This window comes from Spirochaetota bacterium (genome assembly GCA_026415295.1).
Taxonomy (GTDB): Bacteria; Spirochaetota; JAAYUW01; order JAAYUW01; family JAOAHJ01; genus JAOAHJ01.
Genome location: JAOAHJ010000003.1, coordinates 84,252 through 107,067, shown reverse-complemented (window position 1 = coordinate 107,067; position 22,816 = coordinate 84,252). Strand labels below are relative to the sequence as shown.

The following is a 22,816-nucleotide window of genomic DNA, read 5'->3' as shown; positions in this document are numbered from 1 at the left end:
TTTATTAATTATAAATATTCATAAAAATTGATTCTCTCTATAGATAGAACTTTTTTATTTGAAAAATCCCATGTAAAAAGACATGAAGATAAAATGCCTGTTCCATGTTCTTCAACTCTATATCTTATAGGTATAAGTTTTAAAAATTTCTCGGATATAATACTTGTCTTAAATCCTATTACAGAATCAACTGAGCCTGTCATCCCAATATCAGTAATATAGGCAGTTTTTTCAGAAATTAATCTTTCATCAGCAGTTTGCACATGAGTATGGGTTCCAAATATAAAATTTACTTTTTTATCTAAAAAGTGTGCAAACGCAACTTTTTCTGAAGTTGCCTCTGCATGAAAATCCACTATAACCACATCAGCTTTTTCAAAAATATATGAATTTTTTCTATAAAAATTATCAAAGTGATAAAATGGAGGAACACAGATATCCATAAATACAGAACCTACATAATTTAAAATCAAATAATTAACTCCATTCTTCTCAAATAAAACCCATCCTCTACCTGGAACTTCATCTCCATAATTTATAGGTCTTATAATATTGTTATTTTTATCAATATATTCCCTTATTTCTTCATATTTCCATACATGATTACCTGTAGTGATTACATCTATTCCATTTTGAAAGAGAAAATCAGCATCCTTTATAGTTATTCCAATACCACCAGAAATATTTTCTCCATTTGCAATTACTAGATCAGGTTTATTTTTTTCAATAATAGAGGGAAGAAAATTTTTTATCATCTCCCTCCCCCTTTTACCTACAATATCTCCAATCGCAAGTATTTTTATTATCAATCAGTGTACTCCACAATTCTAGATTCTTTAATAACAGTAATTTTTATTCTTCCTGGATATTTAATATTCTTGTTCAGTTGTATTTTAGCCTTTAAATTTTTTGCAATATTTTCAATGTTCTCTTCAGGTACATCCATTTTAACAAAAACTCTAATTTCTCTTCCTGCTTGTATTGCAAAAGCCTTTTCAACTTCTGGAAATGATTTTGCTTCATTCTCAAGCTCTTCAATTCTTCTAATATAATCTTCCCAAGCTCCCTCATTAAATCTAGCACCTGGCCTTGATGCAGAAATAGCATCAGCAATCCTCACTATTATAGCCTCAATGCTCTCATTTTTATTTCTTTTATACACATTATCTGCTATAAAAGAACTATTTTCATGATGATTAGCAACTGCTTCTATAACAGCTTCAGATTCTTTTACTGCTCTTAATAATTTGATACCTTCTTCAACATGCTTGTTTCCTTCTTCACTATGAATAACCTTTCCAATATCATGATAAAGTCCTGCTTTCTTAGCAATTTCAACATTAGCTCCAATCTCACCAGCAATTAAAGCTGCAATTTTAGCAACCTCTTTTGAATGGCTTAATACATTCTGACCATAAGAGGTTCTAAAGTATAATCTTCCTAAGTATTTAATAATTTCTCCTGGAACATTGTTTACTCCAAGATCATAACAAGCTTTATTTCCTTCTTCTATTATCTTCTGTTCAATTTCAAGTTTAACTTTATCATAAACCTCTTCTATTCTAGCAGGATGGATTCTTCCATCTTTTATTAATCTTAAAAGAGTCATTTTAGCCATTTCTCTTCTAATAGGATCAAAGCCAGAAATAGTTACTATTTCTGGAGTATCATCAATTATAATATCCACTCCTAAAATATTTTCTAAAGCTCTTATATTTCTTCCTTCTCTTCCTATAATTCTTCCCTTCATCTCATCATCAGGTAGGGTAATATTGGTTATATTCACTTCTTTTGATACTTCAGGAGCAAGTCTTTCCATCACTGAAATTATTATATTTCTTGCTTCTTTTTCTGCTTTATATTCTACCTCTTCAATCATTTTATCATAATAATCTACAAGTTGTAATTCAATCTCTTTTTTTGCTTTTTCTTCAATTATAATCTTTGCTTCTTCTTTTGTAAGACCTGCTATTTTCTCTATTTCTCTTTCTAAACTTTGTAATTTTTTTTCAATCTCAATATTTTTTGTATTTAATATATTTTCCTTTTCATTTAAAGCTTGCTCCCTTTGTTCTATAATTTCAATCTTTTTATCTACAAGTTCCTCTTTCCTCAATATTCTTTTTTCATAATTTGCTAAATCAAATTGTTTTTGTTTTAACTCTTTTTCATATTCTTTCTTTTCCTTTATAATAGACTCTTTAGCCTCTAATAACATGTCTTTTGTTTCTGATTCAGCTCTTGCTATTATTCTTTGTGCTTCCTCCTTTGCTTCCTTTAATATTTTTTCTGCTTTTAATTCTGAACTTACAAGCTTATTTTTAGCATATATAAGTCTTACTAAATAACCAATACTAATTCCTACCAATAAAACGATGAGAGAGGGAATTAACGATAAATTACCTTGCATCTAATCCCCCTCTACAATTTATTTTAATTCATGTATTTATAAAACAAAATAAGAAAATATAATTTAACATTTTGTTTTACAAAATTAATAATAAACTATTTTTTGCAATTTTCAATTTATTTTTTCTTGACTATAAAAACTATTATTCTATATATTTTTTAAGTAAATTTAATTAAATAAATTTTCATAAATTAATAAATTCAAAAAGGGAATCTAATTATGATTAAAATATTTAATACTTTAACAAAAAAAATTGAAGAATTTATTCCAAATAAAGAAAAAGAAGTAAAAATGTATGCTTGTGGAATAACAGTTTATGATGAAGCACATATAGGACATGGTTATCAAGCAATTATATTTGATATAATAAGAAGCTATTTGCAATATAGAGGTTATAAAGTTACATATGTTAGAAATTTTACTGATATTGATGATAAAATTATAAAAAAATCAAAGGAATCAGGAAAACCTTTTTTTGAAATAACAGAATATTATATAAAAGATTCCTTAAATGATTTATTTAATTTAAAAGTTAGGGAAGCCGATTTTCAACCTAAAGTTACTGACCATATAAATGATATTATTGAATTTATCAAAGTTTTAATAGAAAAAAAATTTGCATATGTAGTTGATGGGGAAGTTCTTTTTGATACAAGAAAATTCACAGAATATGGTAAACTCTCCAAAATTAAAATTGATGAAAATATATCTTTAGAAACTGGAGAAACTGAAGAAGAAAAAAAAAGGAAAAAACATTTTACTGATTTTTCCTTATGGAAACCATCTAAAGAAGGTGAGCCAGCATGGGATTCTCCATGGGGAAAGGGAAGACCTGGATGGCATATAGAATGTTCTGTTATGGCCATGAAATATCTTGGTGATCAACTTGATATACATGGTGGTGGTATTGATTTGGTTTTCCCACATCATGAAAATGAAATAGCTCAAAGTGAAGCTTATTCAGGAAAACCATTTGCTAAATACTGGGTACATAATGGACTTGTAATGATAAATAATCAAAAGATGAGCAAATCTCTAAATAATTTTTATACAATAAAAGATATATTAAAGCTTTATCAAGCTGATGTAATTAGATACATTGTTTTTTCAAATCATTATAGTTCTCCAATTAATTTCTCTCTTGAAATCTTTAAAAATGCTTCCAAAAGAGTTTACTATTTTTATTCAACTTTAGAAAAAATTTATGATATAGCCGTAAAATATTCATTTAATAATATTTTCATTTTTAACGAACAAAATATTATCACAGAAATAAATTACTATAAAAAAATAGAATCAATTTTAAATGATAATAAAAATGATTTTTATATCTTCTTCAATAACAAAAATACTTTTGTTACTATTGATAACATCATTAATGAACTTGAAACAAAATTCATAGAATATATGGATGATAATTTTAATACTGCCAAAACTATGGGGTTATTCTCTGAAATATTTAAAAAAATTAATGAATATATAGAACTAAAAAATATTAATGATAAAGAAAAACTTCTACCCCTATTAAAATTTTATGCTCACTTTATTAAGATAGCAAATGTTTTAAATATTTTTAATGAAATACCCTCTAATTTTATTAAAAAATTTAAAGACCTTTATTTGAAGGAAATTAATATAACAGAAGATTTTATAAATAGTAAAATAAATGAAAGGTTAAATTATAAAAAAATGAAAGATTTTGTAAATGCTGATAAAATAAGAGACGAACTCCTTAAAAATTATAATATTAAATTATTAGATGGTAAAGAAGGAACTAAATGGATGATTAATTTTTAAAAAATTAATTTTATTATCCAATTAAAATTATTTTATTTATTTCAATATTCCTGTTTTAATTATTTTTAATTACTTTTTTTATTAAATTTTATTATTTAAGTTAAATTTATTATATAATTTTTACGAAAACTAAAGTTTATCTGATAAATTTATTAAAAAAAATTTTAATTTATTAATAATTTAATTTTAATTAAAATAGGAGAAAATATGAAAAACAATGTTTTATTAATTGGGATCTTGTTAATCTTATGTGGAGTGGTAATCTTGATCGATCAATTTTTTAATCTTAGGATCAATCTTTGGCCTTTTATTTTAATAATTGGTGGAATTTTTTTATCTACAAAAGCAACTAAAGAATCCCCTGGAATTCTTATCCCTTCTACTTACATATTTTTACTTGGAATATTTTTTCTTGTAGAAACTTACTTTAATTGGCAATTTGCAAGTAAAACCTGGCCAACTTATATATTAATAGCTGGTTTATCTTTTTTTACTGCATACCTATATAGCAAAAATATAAATTATTTATATCCAGCTGGAGCAATTATTTTTATATCATTAATTTTTTATTCAAAAACTATTAATAATAATATAATTATGGGTTTTGGATTAATTATTATTGGAATAATTTTTGCAGTTAGTTCTATTTTTAATAAAAAAGAATAATTATCTTAATCTTTTATAAAAGTTTTTTTCTTTCATATTTAAGAATAAATTTTCGTAATTCGTTAATATCTTCATACCTCAACCAATTTTCTTCAAAATCTTCATCCATAACAAGTTGAGCAATTGAAGCTAAAACTTGAAGGTGAAAGTTTCTCTGATCTCTTGTTCCTATTAAAACAAATATTGCTTTAACTTTATATTTATCCTTAAAAGGTATTCCATTTTTTGCCCTTATAAAAATTATTTCAAACTTATTTGTTCCATCTATAATAATATGAGGTATAGCAACAAATTCATTTAAAGCACAGGATGAAATTCTTTCTCTTTCTACAAATAAATTATATATAACATCTTTATTTATATTTAATTTTTTTGAAACAATCTCGCTTATAAATAGGAAAAATTCTTCAAGAGTAAAATCTTCTTCAATATCTATAAAGTCAGATTTTTGAACATAATAATCAAACTTATCTTTTACTTCAGTAACACCAGAAAATAAAATTTTATCTATTTCGTAATCAATATCTTTTAATTCAATTTCTCTATTCAATACTTTGGCAACAATATTTTTTAATAATGAAATATTGCCAATTTTTTTCAAACCATATAAAATAAAAACTAAAAAAGAAATAAATAATAATAAAACTGTAAAAAAAAGTACACTTTTATCAATTAAATAAACTATAAAAAGCAATGAAAAAATTATTGAGATTATATTAAATAATACACCAAGTTTTGGATATAAAATTAAGTTTGACAATTTTCCTTGTGAATAATTTTCTTTTAAAATAATTGAAGATAAATTTGACAATAAATAAATTAACATCAAAAATATTAGAGCTGTTTTAATTAAGATAATGAAATTTAGGTTTACTATAAATAAGAAAATTAGTGAAAAGATTATAAAATAATAGACATTTCTCGTTAAAATATTTTTTTCTTTATTATCATAATCTCCAATAGATGGTAATATTTTCTCTTCTATCATAATATCTATAACCCTAATTCCACTAAAAAAATTATCAAAAAGAATATAAGTTAAAAATAAAATAGAAATTATTTTTATAAAATTAGATAAAAGATCAAAATTTATATATATTAGTTCATAAAAATAAATAAAAATAGATAAAATATTTATTATTACAAAAATTGCAATAATAATATAAATAAGAAAAAATCTTTTTTTCTTTATATCAATTTTAGCAGTTATAAAAAGATCTAAAATCGTTGAAAATGAAAAAATAACCATACTTAGAGAATAAATAATTTGATCCATATTATTAAAATAAACAAAATTTCCCTGCTCAATATTTATTTTATTTTTTGTTAAATAATAGAAAAACAAATATAAAGTTGAAATTAAGAATAAAATTAAAAAGAAAATAATTATATATCTTGAGATTATCGATATAAACTCTTTAAATTTTAAATTGGAAATAAATAAAAAGAATAAAAACAGTAAGATAATAAAAATTAAACTAAAATAGATCATTTTAATCTGTATATTAAAAAAATCCAAAATTATGTTTCTTAGAATAATAAAAATCAGTATAAACCTTATTACTAAAAAAAACAATCTTATAAACGAATATATATTCCCAAAAAAGGGCCCCATTATTTTAATATTTAATGATATATCAGCATTTTTTTTTAAAACTAAAATATTCGTTTCAATTAATGAAATAGAAAATATTAAAGCTACAAGCCCTCCAATTATGTAAAAAATATAATTTATATTTTGAAATGAAATATTTTTAATATTAAATATAAAAAAAACATTATAAATAAAAATATTTAAGAAAATATATGAAATAGAATTAAGAATATAATTTCTTTTTTTTAATTCATTCCTCATATACCTTTTCTCTTTTCTATATTTAATAAATATTTTTATAAATTTACAATATTAAAATTATATATTTTTAAACATTAAAATATTTAAGCATTAAAACCTTATGTAGTAATCTAAATTTTCTTTTTTTGCTACATGAACTGCATAATCTGCCTTTTGAATTAAAGTATTTTTATCATTAATATCTTTAGGATATATAAAACTTACTCCCATTTTTATATTTTGATTATTCTTAATAGATTTAGAGAGCCTTTCAACTACAACTTTTGCACCATCAATATCAGTAAAAGGTAAAACTATATAAAACTTTCCTCTCCCACATATACTTACATAATCCTCAGATCTTTTTATTATTGATTTTATTAAGTTTCCTAGCTCTTTTTGAAAATCTATTGCTTTTTTTTCACCTTCTTTTAAATATATTTCATTAATATTCTGAATTTCTAATTTTATCAAAGATAAAGGTTTTCTTTCTCTTACACAAAGTTTTACATTTCTATCAAGTTGGCCTTCAAAGTAATATTTATTAAATAAGCCAGTATCTATATCAAGTAAAGAATTTGAATAATTTTTGATAATATAAAAAACTATATTTACAATTGTTAATAATAAATTTATATAAAAAACAAAAATAAAATTATAATTCAAATTATAAAACCAGTTTTTTATAAAATAAAATAATAATCCTATAATAAAAACTAAAAAATTTATAAAAATTAATTTATAAAAATTATCTTCATAATATTTTTTAATTAATATAAAAAAGTTAACAACTAATAGATTTAAAAGCAAAACAAAGAGCAGAATATTTAAAAAATATAGATAATTTATATATTTATTTATATATATCAAATTTAATACAATAAAAATAACTAAAGAGAAAAAAATATATAAATTTATTAAATTTATCTTTAATCCAAGTAATTTTCTTATGATTAAGAAAGGGAATAAATAAATATAAAATATTGAAGATAAATAAAAATATATAAATAAATCAATTTTATTAAAAAATATATCTTTAAAAGCAGGAACAATAGTCCCCATATAACCAAAAGAAAAACATAATAACATAAAAAATATTGAACTATCTTTCAATTTAAAGATTAAAAATAGAAAAAATATAAAAAAACCACTTATAAAAAAAAATACACCAGACAAAAAAATTAAAGAATCTTTATAAAATAAATTTTTTAAAATATTTTCATATTCTCCATAATAAATATTAATATCATAAAGATTTGATGGATGATCAATTTTAATATATAAATAATTACCAGGGATATCTTTATTCAATCTAATAAAGAAATTAAATATTGGAAAATTTAATTGAGAGTTTTTACCTTCAGGTTTATAAATTATTTTATTTTTAAAAATAATTTGAAAGTCATTATTAAGATTTTTTATTAATAAAATTGGATTTTTAAAAATAATTGAAGGAATATAAACTTTTAATATAATAAAATCATTATAAAAATTTTTTTTATTGTCAAAAATTTTTCTTTCATTTAATATTTTAATAAAGATTTCTTTTGTATAATCTTCCCAATTGATTTTACTTTTCTCATCATTATTCTCACTATCATATAAATTCACATTATCAAAAGTAAAGTAAACTTTGCTTAATACAAGCTCTTTTTTTATAAAGAACTCGTTTAACACTAGACTATTGCATCCCACTATAATAATAGATATAAAAAAAATATAAATAAAAATAATTTTTTTAATATTTTTCATTTATATAATATTTAATCTTAATTTTAAATAAAATTAAACAAGATTATATTTTATTAAATTTTCACTATTTGAACATAGAAGTTCCCCATTTAAAATAGCAGCACCTGCAGCACCTCTAATAGTATTATGTGTTAAAAATAAATAATGAATAAAATAATCATCTTTCTTTTTTAAGTGTCCTATAGATACTGACATCCCATAATCCTTCATTAGATCAAATCTTATTTGTGGATAATCATCTCTATCCTCAAATCTAATAACTTTGTAATTTAAAAATTTACTCTGAAAATTAAATTTGGTTTCAAAATTTTTATATAAAATCTTAATATCATCAATATTGATTTTATTTTTAAACTTTACTAAAACAGATCCAGTATGCCCATTCAATACAGGAACTCTATTAGCTTGAGCAAATATTTTAAAATCTGCAAATTTTATTTTTTTATTTTCTTCTTCCAATTTTCCTAAAATTTTTAAAGGCTCTGTCTCTATCTTACTTTCTTCATCTTTTATATAAGGAATAATATTACCTAATATATCAATAGATGGTACCCCTGGATAGCCTGCACCAGATACTGCTTGCATAGTAGTAACATTTACAAATTCAATTTCAAAATTATCTATAAGAGGCTTTAATGATGTTGCAAGTCCAGATACAACACAATTAGGGTTTGTAATTATACAACCTTTACCATAATTTTGATAATCAATAAGTTTTATATGATCTGGATTTATATCGGCAAGTAATAAAGGAACATTTTCGTGCATTCTAAAATTTTTTGCATTAGATATTATTACATAACCTTTTTTTATAAAGTCCATTTCGATCTCAGCAGCTACTGAAGAATCTAATGCTGAAAAAAAAAGCCTTGCATCAAAGTTAGAATTAACATCCTTAATAATATAATTTTTAAATTTCTCGGGTAAACTTTTTTCTATTATCCAATTAACAACTTCTCCATATTTTTTCCCTGCAGATTTTTCTGATGCCACAAGATCAGTAATATAAAAAAATGGATGATCTTCAAGCAATGACAAAAATCTCTGTCCTACTGCTCCTGTTGCTCCCAGAATCCCAACATTTATTTTAATATTTTTATTCTCTTTCATAATTTATTCCCATTAAACAATATTATAATAATAATATTTAATATTTTTATTTTTTTTATTATAATTATAACTTTAAAATATTAAAAAAAATTATATGGCTTCATTGCACATAATTTTTTTTAAAAAATAGCTTATTCATAGAGGAAACACTCTACAAAATGTCCATTTTTAACTTCTTTTAATTCTGGAGCTTGGTCCATACATTTATTCATTCTTTTAAAACATCTATCATAAAATCTACATCCTTTAAATTCTCTATCAGCAGAAGGAACATCTCCCTCAAGTATTATTCTTTTTCTCTCTTTTTCTTTTCTAGGATTAGGAATTGGAACTGCAGAAAGGAGAGCAATAGTATAAGGATGCAATGGATTTTTATATATCTCTTCATAGTCAGATATTTCTACTATTCTTCCAAGATACATAACTGCAATTCTATTTGAAATATGTCTTACAACAGAAAGATTATGAGAAATAAAAAGATAAGTTAAACCAAACTCTTTTTGCAAATTAATCAATAAGTTCAAAACTTGTGATTGTATTGAAACATCAAGAGCTGAAACTGGTTCATCACATAAAATAATTTTAGGATTTAAAGCTAATGCCCTTGCTATCCCTATCCTCTGCCTTTGACCACCAGAAAACTCATGTGGATATCTATTAATATGCGTTCTAGAAAGACCTACTATTTCAAAAAGTTCTTGAACTCTTTTTTTTATTTGATTTTTTGTCATATCAATAAGCCTTAATTTTTTATAAATAATTAAAGGCTCTGCAACAATATCTCCAACTGTCATTCTAGGATTTAATGAAGCATAAGGATCTTGAAATATCATTTGAATGTTTCTTCTTTCTTTTATAAGTTCTTCATGTTTAAGTTTTGCATAATTCTTATCACCTATGAGAATATCCCCATCTGTCGGATCATGAATTCTAATTATAGTTCTTGCCAATGTAGATTTGCCACATCCAGATTCACCCACTAATCCTAAAGTCTCTCCTTTATTTATATCAAATGAAATATTATCAACTGCTTTTAAATATATTGGTTTTGTTCTTAATAAATTTTTATATCCAACAACAAAATATTTTTTTAAGTTTCTTATTTTTATTAATTTTTCCATAAATAGCCTCTCATTTTAAAATTTCGAAATAAAATTTAATAAGGATTAAAACATGCTATTCTATGTCCTTTTCCATTATCTTTTAATTCAGGCATTTTTACTCTGCATATATCCTGAACTCTATCACACCTTGGGTAAAAAGGACAAGCATCAGGCAAATTAACAAGATTTGGAGGAGTACCTTTAATAGAAAATAGTTCCTCTTTTACTTCTTCATCAATTTTAGGAATTGATTTTAATAAACCAAAAGTATATGGGTGTTTTGGATTTTCAAATAAATCTTCAGTAAAATTTTCTTCAACTATATAGCCAGCATACATTACTATAATTCTTTCAGTCATTCTTGCAACAACACCAAGATCATGAGTTATTAAAATAAGTGACATATGCACTTTTTTTTGCAATTCCTGAATCAATTCTAATATTTGAGCTTGTATAGTGACATCTAGAGCTGTAGTAGGTTCATCTGCAATTAATAATGATGGATTAGTTGATAAAGACATTGCTATCATAACTCTTTGTCTCATACCGCCTGAAAACTCGTGTGGATATGAGCTTATTCTCTTTTCTGCATTAGGAATTCCAACCATTTTAAGCATATTAATTGCTTTTTCTTTCGCAGATTTTTTATTTAAATTCTCATGTAACATTATTGTTTCTACTAGTTGTGTTTCTATTGTTAAAAATGGATTTAATGAAGTCATAGGATCCTGAAATATCATAGAAATTTCCTTGCCTCTGAAATTATAAAGTTCCTTTTTCTTTAATTTTAAAATATCTATACCTTTATATATAACTTCTCCATCTATTATTTTCCCAGGAGGTTCAGGAATAAGCCTCATAATACTTAAGTTAGTTACCGATTTGCCACATCCTGATTCACCTACTATTCCAATAGACTCTCCTTTTCTTAATTTAAATGAAACTCCATTAACAGCTTTAACAATACCTTCATCAGTTTTAAAGATTGTTTTTAATTTATTTACATTTAATATTATTTCTCTTTCCATAATTATTCCTTTTATTTTAATAATTAAAAAAATTTACTAATATCTATTATAAATTAGCCAAAGGCAACCTTTGCTCCATATAATTAATCACTTACTTTATTTTATTTCTTTTGCTCCAAAAAATTTATATATTTTGTTTTGTTTAAGCATTAAAAAATCAATTATTATATTTTATTTTTTAAAGATGGATCTAAAGCATCTCTTAATCCTTCACCTAAAAAATTTAGTGAAAATAAACATATTGTTAATACAATACCCGGATAAATTATAAGATAAGCATAATTTGAGATTGCTTTAGCTCCTTCATTAGCAAGAAGTCCCCAAGATGTCTGTGGTGGTTGAACCCCTAAACCTAAAAAAGAAAGAAATGCTTCAGATAACATAACCTGAGGTATTGTAAGGGTAATATAAACTATTATAGGACCAAGTGCATTTGGAATTAAATGTCTGGTTATAATTCTAAACTTTGAAGCTCCTATTGTTTTAGCTGCCTCAATATATTCATTGTTTTTTAATGATATTATTTGCCCTCTTGTAATTCTTGCGATCCCCATCCATGATACAATAGCAATTCCAATAAATAACATCATATAATTTCTACCAAAAATAACCATTAGTAAAATAACTATAAACATATAAGGTAACCCATAAAAAATATCAACAATTCTCATCATTAAATTATCAATTTTTCCACCTGCAAAACCAGATATTGCCCCATAGATAACACCGATTACAAAAGATATAAAAGCAGTAACTACTCCTACTGTAAGTGAAACTCTTCCACCATAAATAATCCTTGAAAGAAGGTCTCTACCTAAAGCATCTGTTCCGAGAAATGTTCCCATAGAAATATATTCAGGATAAATATCTTCAAGGATAGTTCTATTTAACTTTTGTATAGCAAAAAATGTAAGATTTTTTTCGTATTTTTTATTTAATCTTCTGAATTTATAAGAAAGATCTTCTATTAATCTTTTTTCATTAAATTTATATAAATAAAAATCTTTTTTACCAATGTTAGAAACTATAAAATTATAAAAGTTTTTGTCTTTTAAAATATATTTGTTTAATAAATAAGAAAATTCAGCATTTATTTTATTTTTTATTTTCTTTTCAGGAATCTTTATCTTATCATATTTTCTATACTTTTCTATAAGTGGTAAAGAACTTATTATATATTGTTCAATTTCTTTATAATTTGTTTTAATATAACTTGATATAGGATCATCTGATTTATAGATATAATCCATAAACTCAAGAGTATGTTTTAAATCATTTTTATGAATTTTAGTTACAAAAGGGAAATTATAAAAATTTGGTTTTTCAAATTGATGAGGCATATTTATCTCTTCATAAGGATATGGTGCAATTTGGTAAGCAAATAAAGAAATAAGAGCAAGGATAATTACAACAATAGCTCCAAACACCGCCATTTTATTTTTTTTCAATCTTCTCCAAGCATCAAGCCAAAGGGAAACACCTTTAACTTCTTCAAGTTCTATTTTTCTTTCTGTCATATTAACCTCTTCAAATATTTTTTAATTATACTTAATTCTTGGATCTAAAAAAGCATAAACTATATCTACTACAAAATTCATTAAAATAAGTAATGCAGAATAAACAATCATAACTCCCATAAATACTGGATAATCTCTATTAAAAGCAGCTTGAACATAATCTCTTCCTATACCAGGAATATTACATATTTGTTCAACTACAACAGAACCTGTTACTATAGCTGCAAAAGCTGGACCAATAAATGTTACAGTTGGTATCAAAGAACCTTTTAATACATGTTTAATAATAACTTTAGATTCAGGCAAACCTTTAGCTCTAGCAGTTCTTATATAATCTTGGTGTAAAGTATCTAAAATCCCAACTTTGGTTAATCTTGTTATATAAGCAATTTCAGCCATAGATAAAGACAATACTGGAACTACATAACTTAATGGATTGCCATTCTCCCAAATAAAAGGAACAAACTTTAAGACTTTTGCAAATAAAAGTAAAAATAATATGGTTATTAAAAATGAAGGCATAGATATCCCAATAACAGCAAACCCCATAAATAAATAATCTGGCCATTTATTTTGATAAATTGCTGATATTATACCAAAAATAATTCCTACAATTATTGAATATATTATTGTTATCAACCCAATATAAAAAGAAACTGGAAATTTTGCTTTTAACAATTCATTAACTGTAAATCCTTTATATTTCATAGAAGGACCAAAATCTCCTTTTAAAATTAAATCTTTTAAATATAAATAATATTGGACAAACATAGGTTTATCGAGATTATATTTAGCCTCTAGCGCTTTTCTAATAGCTTCTGGCATTGGTTTTTCTTTATCAAATGGACTTCCTGGTGCTAATCTCATAATGAAAAAAAGCAAAGTAATTATAATAAAAACAGTAACAATCATAGAAAATAATCTTCTAACTAAGTATTTTAAAAATCCAGGAGATAAAATAGCTCTCATAATAACCCCTTGTCAATTTAATTAAACCAAAAGAATTTATCTTTCAATTAATTTTATTACTAAATTAATATAAATATTTACTAAAAATATATTTATTATATTAAATATTTTACTCTTCAATTAAATCCAAAAAAGTACTTCTAAACTTTAAAAATTTATTATCTTTTTTGAAGTTTCCAATTTTAAAAACCTTGCCATTTTTAAGATTAATTATTATTTCTAATCTTTCTTTTTTTTTGTATTTGAAAAGAAAATTAGAGATTATTATTTTCTCAATTTCAGCAAATGAATAATTTTGTTTTTTTATAAAAAAAAGGAACCCATTTTTTATAGTTAAATTTTTACTTAAATTATCAAAAACATAAGAATCCACTAAAAATGTTAAATAAAATGATAAAAATAGCACAATTAAAAAAAATAGATGATGATGAATTAATAGTCTTTCTTTAGAAAAAAGAAGAATTAAATAAAAAAATAAAAATAAAAATAAACTAAAAAAAGGAATGATTCTATTGATCCTTTTGTATTGAATTATTATTAGATTATCACTCTTAATCAATATCTCATACCAATCATTCATCTTATATACCTATAAAAACATACTTAATTTAAAATAAATAATTTAATTAAAAAGTAAATATAGTTTTTTTTAAAAAACTAGCAAATCAATTAACAAAATAAAACAAAAAATAATAGCATTATTTAACTTAACTTTTCTTTTTAATTTTAAAACTAAATATATTTAAAACTTTTTAAATGATTTATTCCTAAAACATTTAATTTTAAAAAAAAGAGAGAGGGTATATAACCTCTCTCTTCCTATAATAATCTTCCTATAATAGTAATTTAGTAAATTAAGTTTTTTAATTATTTTTTTTCAATATAAACATATTTAAATGGATGCAAATCTCTTAAATTTTCATCATATCCTTTAATGAAAGGTTTCTTCATAAAAACTGTAGCATAGAAATAAATTGGAATAATTGGCATCTCATCAAGCAATATTTTTTCAGCTTCTGCAAATAATTGATATCTCTTAGTTATATCAAACTCATTGAGAGCTTTATTAATTAAATCATCATATGTTGTATTAGACCATTGACCATTGTTAAAAGAACCACCAGTAACGAACATATCAAGGAAAGTTTTAGGATCTATATAATCACCTATCCAACCAGCTCTTGCAATATCAAATTGATGGTTATCTCTTGCATCAAGATAAACTTTCCATTCCTGATTTAATAATTCTACTTTAATACCAAGTTCTTTTGACCACATTTGCTGAATAGCTTCTGCTATTTTTCTATGAGCTTCATTTGTGTTATATAAAATAGTAATTTTTGGAAAACCTTTTCCATTTGGATATCCTGCTTCAGCTAAAAGTTTTCTAGCTGTATCAAGATCACCTTTTTCGAATTTTGGACCATTATAACCTGTTAAACCAGTTGGTACAAAGCAGTATGCTGGAATTTGCCCTGATTTTGTGATATAATTAACAATATATTCTCTATCTATTGCCATAGATAAAGCTTTTCTTACTTTAATATCACCTAAAGCTTTATTAGCCTTAACATTTATAATATAATAATATGTCCCAAATTCTGGAAATTGGAAATAATCATCTCTTGTTTTCATTTCATCAATTCTTTCTGTTGGAGGAGCACCAATAATATCAAGTTGATTATTTAAATACATTTCTAAAGCAGTTGTAGCTTCTTCAATAGCGTAAAACTCAAGAGTATCTACTTTAACATTTTTAGCATCCCAATAAGATTTGTTTTTCTGCATAACAATTTTTTGTTGAGGAATCCATTCCTTTAAAATATATGCACCATTTGTTACAATATTTTCTTTTTTAAACCATGTATCATTTCCAACTTTTTCAACTACATGTTTTGGAACAGGCATAAATGTTGGGAAAGCAAATATATCTAAAATATATGGAGTAGGAGCAAGTAATGTTACTTGGAAAGTATATTTATCAATAACTTTTAATCCAACATCAGCTTCTGTTGCTTTACCTTCGGAATATTCTTTAGCTCCTTTAATGTAATCCCAATATAAAAAAGAATAGTCACCACCTGTTTCAGTTTTCATAGCTCTAAGCCAAGCAAAATAAAAATCATCAGCAGTAACAGGTTTTCCATCAGACCATTTAACATTTTTTCTTAAATGGAAAGTATAAACTGTTTTATCTTCAGAAATGTCCCATTTTTCTGCTACACCTGGTACAGGATTTGCTTTTGAATCATAAGAAACAAGCCCTTCAAAAAGCTGATATGCTATCATCATTTCAGGATGCCCTGACATAACAGCTGGGTCAAGTGTTTCTGGTTCTGTACCATTATTATATCTTATAGTAACACCACCACCTGCTTTTTTACAGGAGAAGAAAAAAACCATAGAAAATACAAGCATTAAGGAAAGAGCAATGTACAATATTTTTTTCATAAAATACTTCCTCCTAAAAATATTAACTTATTAAAAATTATAAAACCAAACTAAATTGTCAAGAATTTTTTAATAATAAACAAATTCTATTATTAAAAATTATTAAAAAATAAAAATAAATTTTATGTATTCTTTGTTAATAATAATTTAAGTTTTTTATCAAAATTTTTTAAAATAAATTTAATTTGATTTTATTTTAAACAGTGTTAATTTTTACAAAAATATTTTTATTCTTCCTAAGGAGATTTTATGAAAATCAAATCTTTTAGTAAAGGTATCCACCCTCACTATTTTAAAGAAATAACAGATGATTTACCAATTATAAATATTGATTTACCTGATACTATTTCTATTCCACTTTCTCAACATTTAGGTACTCCTGCAAAATGTATCAAAAAAAAGGGTGATGAAGTTAAAATAGGTGAAATTATAGGAGAATCTCAAGGTACTGTTTCAGCCAATATTCATTCTCCAATTTCAGGCAAAATTACAAACATTATAAAAAAACCTCTTCCTGGTGGTAATATAGTTGAACATATAGAAATAAAAGTTAACAAAGAAGAAACTTTAAACCATAAATGGAACAAAATAGAAATAAAATTAGATAACTTAAAATCTGAAGAAATATTAAATCATATACATAAAAATGGTATTGTAGGAATGGGAGGAGCAACTTTTCCTGTTTATTATAAATATAAATCTGCTTATGATAAAATTAAAGATAAGCCTATAGATATTTTTGTTGTAAATGGTGCTGAATGTGAACCATTTTTGACATCTGATTCGAGACTGATGCTTGAAAAAACTATGGAAATTTTAAGAGGAATTGAAATAGTGCATAAAATATTTAATTTTAACAAAATATATATTGGAATAGAAATCAATAAAAGAAAAGCTTTAACAAGATTTAACGAATTAAAAGCTGAATTCAATATGCCTATTGAAGTGGTACCTCTTGAAACGAAGTATCCACAAGGTGCTGAAAAAATGTTAATTTATTCAGTATCTAAAAGAAAAGTTCCTAAGGGAGGCCTCCCTTTTGATGTTGGAGCTATAGTTTCAAATGTAGGAACCTTATTTGCAATATATGAAGCTTTTTACTACAATAAACCTTCAATAGATAGAATTATAACAGTAACAGGGGATGCTATTAATAAACCCGGAAATTTTATAGTCCCAAACGGGATGATAATTGAAGATATAATAAAATTTTGTGGTGGATTAAAAGAAAACACTATGAAAGTTATTTTAGGTGGTCCCATGATGGGAAAAGCATTACCAAATTTAGAATATTCAACTACAAAAGGAACTAGTGGAATTTTGTGTTTAACCAAAAAATTTCAAATACAATCAGAAGAAAATCACTGTATTAAATGCTCTAGTTGCATATCAGTATGCCCAATGAATTTACTTCCAAATAAACTTGCCGAATTAGCAAAGGCTAAATATTTTGATGAAATAAAACAGTATGACTTATATAACTGTATTGAATGTGGTAGTTGCTCTTATAGTTGCCCTGCAAATATTCAAATTGTTGGATGGATTAAATATGCTAAAAGTTACATTAGATATAAAGGTCTAGTATAAATAATTTTTAATAAAATACTATTTAGATTTATAAAAAAATATAATTTTAAATTTTACATAAATATAGATAAAAAATAAATCAATAATTATTTATATTAAAATCGAAAGGAGCAAAAATGGAAAAAAATAGAATAGAATTAATAATATCAGTATCTCCTCATTTGAAAAAAGATATATCTATTCAAAAAATAATGTTAATTGTTATTTTATCATTAATCCCAACAATTATTATATCTATATTATTTTTCGGAATAAAGGTTTTCTATCTATACATTACCGCTATTACTTTTGCAATTTTGACAGAGATTTTAGTTAAAATTATTAGAAAACAAAATTATAAATCTTTTTTCGATCTTTCTTCTATTATAACAGCTTTACTCTTAGTTATGAGCTTACCCCCTACTATTTCTTGGCAAAAAGTTGCTCTAGGAGCTTTTATTTCTATATTAATAGGTAAAGAAATATTTGGTGGTATTGGTTCAAATATATGGAATCCAGCGTTAGTAGGAAGAGCATTTCTTTCAGCTGCCTATCCAGCATCACTTGCAGCAAATTCATATATTAATCCTAATAATATTTTCAAATTTCTTGAAGCAAATACTACATCTGCAAGCAAAACTTTAGATGCTGTAAGTTCTGCTACACCACTTGCTCTCTCTAAATTTGACAAAACTTTCACTCCATTATTAAAATTATTTATAGGACAAGTTGGTGGAAGTATCGGAGAAACATCTGCTCTAACAATTATTTTAGGAGGAATAATACTATTATCTTTAAAAATTATAAATATAAGAATGGTATTATCCTATATTGGAACAGTATTTATTTTAACAGGGATCATGCATTTAATTGATCCATCTACATATGCATCACCCTTTTTTCATATATTTGCTGGAGGACTAATGTTAGGAGCTTTTTATATGGCAACTGATATGGTAACAACTCCATTTACAAACAAAGGAATTATTATTTTTGGAGTTGGAGCTGGGTTACTAGTATTTTTAATAAGAATTTTTGGAGGATACCCAGAAGGTGTTATGTTTTCCATACTGATTATGAACTCTTTTACACCATTAATTAATAAATATTCAAAGCTTAAAACATTTGGCTCTTAATTTTTCTATAAGTTTTTAATCAATATAAAATTATTTAATTATATATATAGGAGAATTTATGAAAAAAATGATAATAGTCCTCTTTGTAGTCTGTATATTATCAGGATTATTTCTTTCTATTGCTTATACAAATTTTATAGATAAAATAAATTTAAACTCTAAAAAAGCTCTTGAAAATGCATTAAAGATTGTTCTTCCAGAAGCCACAAAATTTCAAAAACTAAATTCGGAAAACCTTGAAATTTATAAGGGTTTAACAGATGATAATAATATAGTTGGTTATGCTATTTATTGTTTTGGTGGAGGTTACCAAGATAATATTTATATTTTATTCTCTATTAATAAAGAGCTGGATAAAATATTAGATATTTTTATTTTAGATCAGAAAGAAACCCCTGGACTTGGAGCAAAAATTATTGATAAGGAATTTAGAGATCAATTTAAGGATTTATCTACGGAAAAAGAAATAACATATGTAAAAAATCAGAAACCAGATAAAAGTATGAATCAAATTGAAGCTATATCTGGTGCTACTATTTCTTCAAAATCTGTTGTTAAAATTTTAAATTCGACTCTAAAAGTAGCAAAAGAAATAATCATTAAATCAAATAATTAAATTTAAATTAATATTTCTGGAGCATAATATGAAAAACTTAGAAAATATTAAAAAAAATTTCTTAAAAGGTCTTTGGGCAGAAAGTCCAACATTTTATCAAATTTTAGGGATGTGTCCAACTTTAGCTGTTACTGTTTCAGTTATCAATGGAATTGCGATGGGATTAGCTACCTCTTTCGTACTAATTTTTTCAGCAATATTTGCTTCTTTAATTAGAAATTTAGTACCATCTGAAGTTAGAATTCCTGTTTATGCTGTATTAATTGCTACTTTTGTTACATTAGCTGATCTTTTTTTAAAAGCATTTTTCCCTGATCTATCAAAGGCTTTAGGTCCTTATGTTCCATTAATAGTTGTTAACTGTATAATCATGGGTAGAATCGAGGCATATTCTACTAAAAATCCTGTGTTTGATTCATTTATTGACTCTCTTGGTATGGGAATTGGTTTTACTTTAGCTTTAATTTTAATCGGTGGAATAAGAGAAATATTTGGGAAAGGCGAGTTATTAGGAAAACCAATAATTTCATCTTTTTATGACCCTATGTTAATTATGATACTTCCAGCAGGTGCTTTTTTTACTTTAGGATTTTTAATTGCTCTATATAAATATATTAATAAAAATTATTAATAAAAATAAATTTTTTATTAAAATTTAAAAAAAGAGGTATGAATTATGTTTACTAAACTTATTTTTTTATTTATATCTTCAATAGTTATAAATAATTTTGTTTTAACATACTTTTTAGGTATATGTCCGTTTATAGGAGTTTCAAAGAAAATTGACCAAGCACTTTCAATGGGACTTGCAGTAATTTTTGTTATGGTTTTAACTGCAATTGTAACTTGGATAATAAATAATATCTTCCTTATAAAACTTGGGCTCCCATTCTTACAATATGTTTCTTTCATTCTTGTTATAGCGGCACTTGTCCAATTTGTAGAGATGTTTATTAAAAAAAGTTCTCCAGCTCTATATAGAAGCCTTGGTATATTTCTTCCACTCATAACTACAAATTGTGCTATTTTAGGATTAGCTTTACTACAAGCTTTAAGAGAATATAATTTTATTGAATCAATTATTTTTGGTCTTGGTTCTGGTATTGGTTTTACCCTTGCAATCGTTCTTATGGCAGGAATAAGAGAGCAACTTGAATTTGCAGATGTACCAAGACCATTTAGAGGGGCTCCAATTACACTTATTTGTGCAGCTATTTTAGCTTTGGCTTTTATGGGATTTTCTGGACTCTTTTCTTTTTAATTAAAAATTTTTTATTAATCTATTTATAATACGGAGTTTTTTATGACAATATTATTATCAATTTTAGTAATGGGATTAACTGGTGCTATATTTGCTGTTTTTTTAGTTTATGGAAATATAAAATTCCATGTTGAAGTAGATCCTAGAATTGAAATGATTGAGAAATCATTGCCAGGTGCTAATTGCAGTGGTTGTGGTTATGCATCTTGCGCTATGTATGCTGAAGCTATTGTTCTAAAAAATGAAAAAATTAATAAATGTGTTGTAGGTGGTGATGAAACTACAGAGAAAATAGGAGCAATTTTAGGTGTAAAAGCTGAAAAAATAACAAAAAAGGTTGCTATTATATTATGCCAGGGAGATTTAAATCTTGCAACTTTTATAGGTCATTACAACGGTGTAAAAGATTGTGCTTTTGCTTATTTTTCATCCACTGATGTATCAAAAATGTGTAAATATGGATGCATTGGTATGGGAACATGTGTAAGGGCTTGTCCTTTTGATGCATTAAAAATAGATTCTGAAATAGGAATTCCTGTAGTTGATACAAAAAAATGTACAGGTTGTGGAAATTGTGTAGAAGCATGCCCTAGACATTTAATTGAGCTTCACCCTATAGATAGAGAAATTTTTATATATTGTAAAAATCATGATCCTACTTTAGTTGCTAAAAATATATGTCAAAAAGCATGTATTGCTTGTGGTATCTGTGTTAGAAACGCTCAAAAAGATGGGAATGAAGAAGCTCTAAAGCTTATTGATAATCTTGCAGTTATTAATTTTGATCTATATGATAAAATTAAATGGGAATATGGAGAAAAATGTCCAACTGCAGCTTACAATAAAAACAGAAATATTAAGAAATAGTTAGAAAAATTTTATTAATAAAAAATTTAATATTAAATATTCTTAAATTCTAATAATTTTTATTATATTTTTTATCTATGATCACATTTTTTAGTAATTTAATTTATAAAATTATTAAATATAAAAAATATAACATAATATAGTGAAACATCTAAACTAAAAATTATTGAAAAATTTAATAGATATTTTATCCAATCTTATTAAAATATTAACCAAAAAGGGTATTTCATAATGATAAAAGAAAAAGCAATAATTGTAAATAGTGATAATAAAAATCTATATGTTAAAATTATCGTAGAAAATAATGAAAGCTGTTCTTCTTGCAAAGCAAAAAGCTTTTGTAACGCTAATGATAAGGAATTTGTTATACCTTTAGACGATAGTAATAAGAATTTTAATAAAAATGAAGAAGTATATATTATATTAGAAAATATATCTATTTTAAAGTTGAGTTTAATAGTTTATGGTATACCTTTTGTTTTCTCTTTATTAGGTATATTTTTAGGATATTTTTTAATATTTTCAAAATTTGAAGAAAATATAAAAGTTCTTCTTTCCTTTATTATGAGTGTTGTTCTATTATTATTATCATTAGTAATTGTTAAAATAATTGATAGAAAATTTGAGAAAAGTATTAAATATAACATAAAAAAAGTAGAAGATAAAGACTAATATTTAAATTATTATATTAATATTTTTATAATATTTTTAAATCTTTAAAATATTCATTTTA

Annotated in this window: 20 protein-coding genes; 9 read left to right on the top strand and 11 right to left on the bottom strand. The window is 24.3% G+C overall.

Annotation, left to right across the window (positions count from 1 at the left end; genetic code table 11):
- Positions 1-8 precede the first annotated feature (8 nt).
- A complete protein-coding gene (locus N3A58_00825; GenBank protein ID MCX8057942.1) occupies positions 9-809 on the bottom strand; it encodes a TIGR00282 family metallophosphoesterase in 801 nt (266 codons plus the stop codon).
- Positions 806-2,410: a ribonuclease Y gene (gene rny / locus N3A58_00820; protein ID MCX8057941.1), complete on the bottom strand. Its 1,605-nt coding sequence runs from the start codon at positions 2,408-2,410 to the stop codon at positions 806-808. The genes N3A58_00825 and rny overlap by 4 nt, the downstream gene beginning before the upstream one ends.
- Positions 2,411-2,629: 219 nt before the next feature.
- On the opposite strand from rny, the gene cysS reads away from it, so the two are divergent.
- Both cysS and N3A58_00810 read left to right on the top strand, forming a co-directional pair.
- Positions 2,630-4,207 (top strand): cysteine--tRNA ligase, encoded by a 1,578-nt coding sequence (gene cysS / locus N3A58_00815; protein MCX8057940.1) that lies wholly within the window; start codon positions 2,630-2,632, stop codon positions 4,205-4,207.
- A 207-nt stretch (positions 4,208-4,414) separates the two neighbouring features.
- On the top strand, positions 4,415-4,873 hold the full coding sequence (locus N3A58_00810; GenBank protein MCX8057939.1) for a hypothetical protein: 459 nt from the start codon (positions 4,415-4,417) through the stop codon (positions 4,871-4,873).
- Positions 4,874-4,886: 13 nt separating this feature from the next.
- Here the strand turns inward: N3A58_00810 and N3A58_00805 are convergent, their stop codons facing one another.
- The 9 genes from N3A58_00805 to N3A58_00765 all read right to left on the bottom strand — a co-directional run bounded on the left by N3A58_00805 (position 4,887) and on the right by N3A58_00765 (position 16,637).
- Positions 4,887-6,728, bottom strand: coding sequence for a PTS sugar transporter subunit IIA (locus N3A58_00805; GenBank protein MCX8057938.1), 1,842 nt, complete (start codon positions 6,726-6,728; stop codon positions 4,887-4,889).
- A 90-nt stretch (positions 6,729-6,818) separates the two neighbouring features.
- Positions 6,819-8,459, bottom strand: a complete 1,641-nt coding sequence (locus N3A58_00800; GenBank protein ID MCX8057937.1) for a diguanylate cyclase — start codon at positions 8,457-8,459, stop codon at positions 6,819-6,821.
- 33 nt (positions 8,460-8,492) lie between these two features.
- Complete coding sequence (gene asd / locus N3A58_00795; GenBank protein ID MCX8057936.1) at positions 8,493-9,569, bottom strand: aspartate-semialdehyde dehydrogenase; 1,077 nt, start codon at positions 9,567-9,569, stop codon at positions 8,493-8,495.
- 131 nt (positions 9,570-9,700) lie between these two features.
- Positions 9,701-10,690 carry an ATP-binding cassette domain-containing protein gene (locus N3A58_00790; GenBank protein ID MCX8057935.1) on the bottom strand — a complete coding sequence of 330 codons (990 nt, stop codon included), beginning with the start codon at positions 10,688-10,690 and terminating at the stop codon, positions 9,701-9,703.
- A 35-nt stretch (positions 10,691-10,725) separates the two neighbouring features.
- Complete coding sequence (locus tag N3A58_00785) at positions 10,726-11,700, bottom strand: ABC transporter ATP-binding protein (protein ID MCX8057934.1); 975 nt, start codon at positions 11,698-11,700, stop codon at positions 10,726-10,728.
- A gap of 164 nt (positions 11,701-11,864) precedes the next feature.
- Positions 11,865-13,217, bottom strand: coding sequence for an ABC transporter permease (locus N3A58_00780; protein MCX8057933.1), 1,353 nt, complete (start codon positions 13,215-13,217; stop codon positions 11,865-11,867).
- 21 nt (positions 13,218-13,238) lie between these two features.
- Entirely contained in the window at positions 13,239-14,186 is a 948-nt protein-coding gene (locus tag N3A58_00775; protein ID MCX8057932.1) for an ABC transporter permease subunit, read from the bottom strand.
- A 109-nt stretch (positions 14,187-14,295) separates the two neighbouring features.
- Positions 14,296-14,766, bottom strand: a complete 471-nt coding sequence (locus N3A58_00770; GenBank protein MCX8057931.1) for a hypothetical protein — start codon at positions 14,764-14,766, stop codon at positions 14,296-14,298.
- 287 nt (positions 14,767-15,053) lie between these two features.
- The gene (locus N3A58_00765; GenBank protein MCX8057930.1) at positions 15,054-16,637 is read right to left on the bottom strand and encodes a peptide ABC transporter substrate-binding protein; all 1,584 of its coding nucleotides are present in this window, start codon (positions 16,635-16,637) and stop codon (positions 15,054-15,056) included.
- A 249-nt stretch (positions 16,638-16,886) separates the two neighbouring features.
- Here N3A58_00765 and rsxC point away from each other — a divergent pair, with 249 nt between their 5' ends.
- From rsxC to N3A58_00730, 7 genes are all read left to right on the top strand, one after another.
- On the top strand, positions 16,887-18,224 hold the full coding sequence (rsxC, locus tag N3A58_00760) for an electron transport complex subunit RsxC (protein ID MCX8057929.1): 1,338 nt from the start codon (positions 16,887-16,889) through the stop codon (positions 18,222-18,224).
- Between the two features lie 116 nt (positions 18,225-18,340).
- Positions 18,341-19,339 carry an RnfABCDGE type electron transport complex subunit D gene (locus N3A58_00755; protein ID MCX8057928.1) on the top strand — a complete coding sequence of 333 codons (999 nt, stop codon included), beginning with the start codon at positions 18,341-18,343 and terminating at the stop codon, positions 19,337-19,339.
- A 58-nt stretch (positions 19,340-19,397) separates the two neighbouring features.
- Entirely contained in the window at positions 19,398-19,955 is a 558-nt protein-coding gene (locus tag N3A58_00750; GenBank protein MCX8057927.1) for an FMN-binding protein, read from the top strand.
- A gap of 28 nt (positions 19,956-19,983) precedes the next feature.
- A complete protein-coding gene (locus N3A58_00745; protein ID MCX8057926.1) occupies positions 19,984-20,586 on the top strand; it encodes an electron transport complex subunit E in 603 nt (200 codons plus the stop codon).
- A 45-nt stretch (positions 20,587-20,631) separates the two neighbouring features.
- Entirely contained in the window at positions 20,632-21,216 is a 585-nt protein-coding gene (gene rsxA / locus N3A58_00740) for an electron transport complex subunit RsxA (protein ID MCX8057925.1), read from the top strand.
- A gap of 42 nt (positions 21,217-21,258) precedes the next feature.
- Positions 21,259-22,083 (top strand): RnfABCDGE type electron transport complex subunit B, encoded by an 825-nt coding sequence (locus tag N3A58_00735; GenBank protein ID MCX8057924.1) that lies wholly within the window; start codon positions 21,259-21,261, stop codon positions 22,081-22,083.
- Positions 22,084-22,314: 231 nt separating this feature from the next.
- Positions 22,315-22,755, top strand: coding sequence for a SoxR reducing system RseC family protein (locus N3A58_00730; protein MCX8057923.1), 441 nt, complete (start codon positions 22,315-22,317; stop codon positions 22,753-22,755).
- The last annotated feature ends 61 nt before the right edge of the window (positions 22,756-22,816 follow it).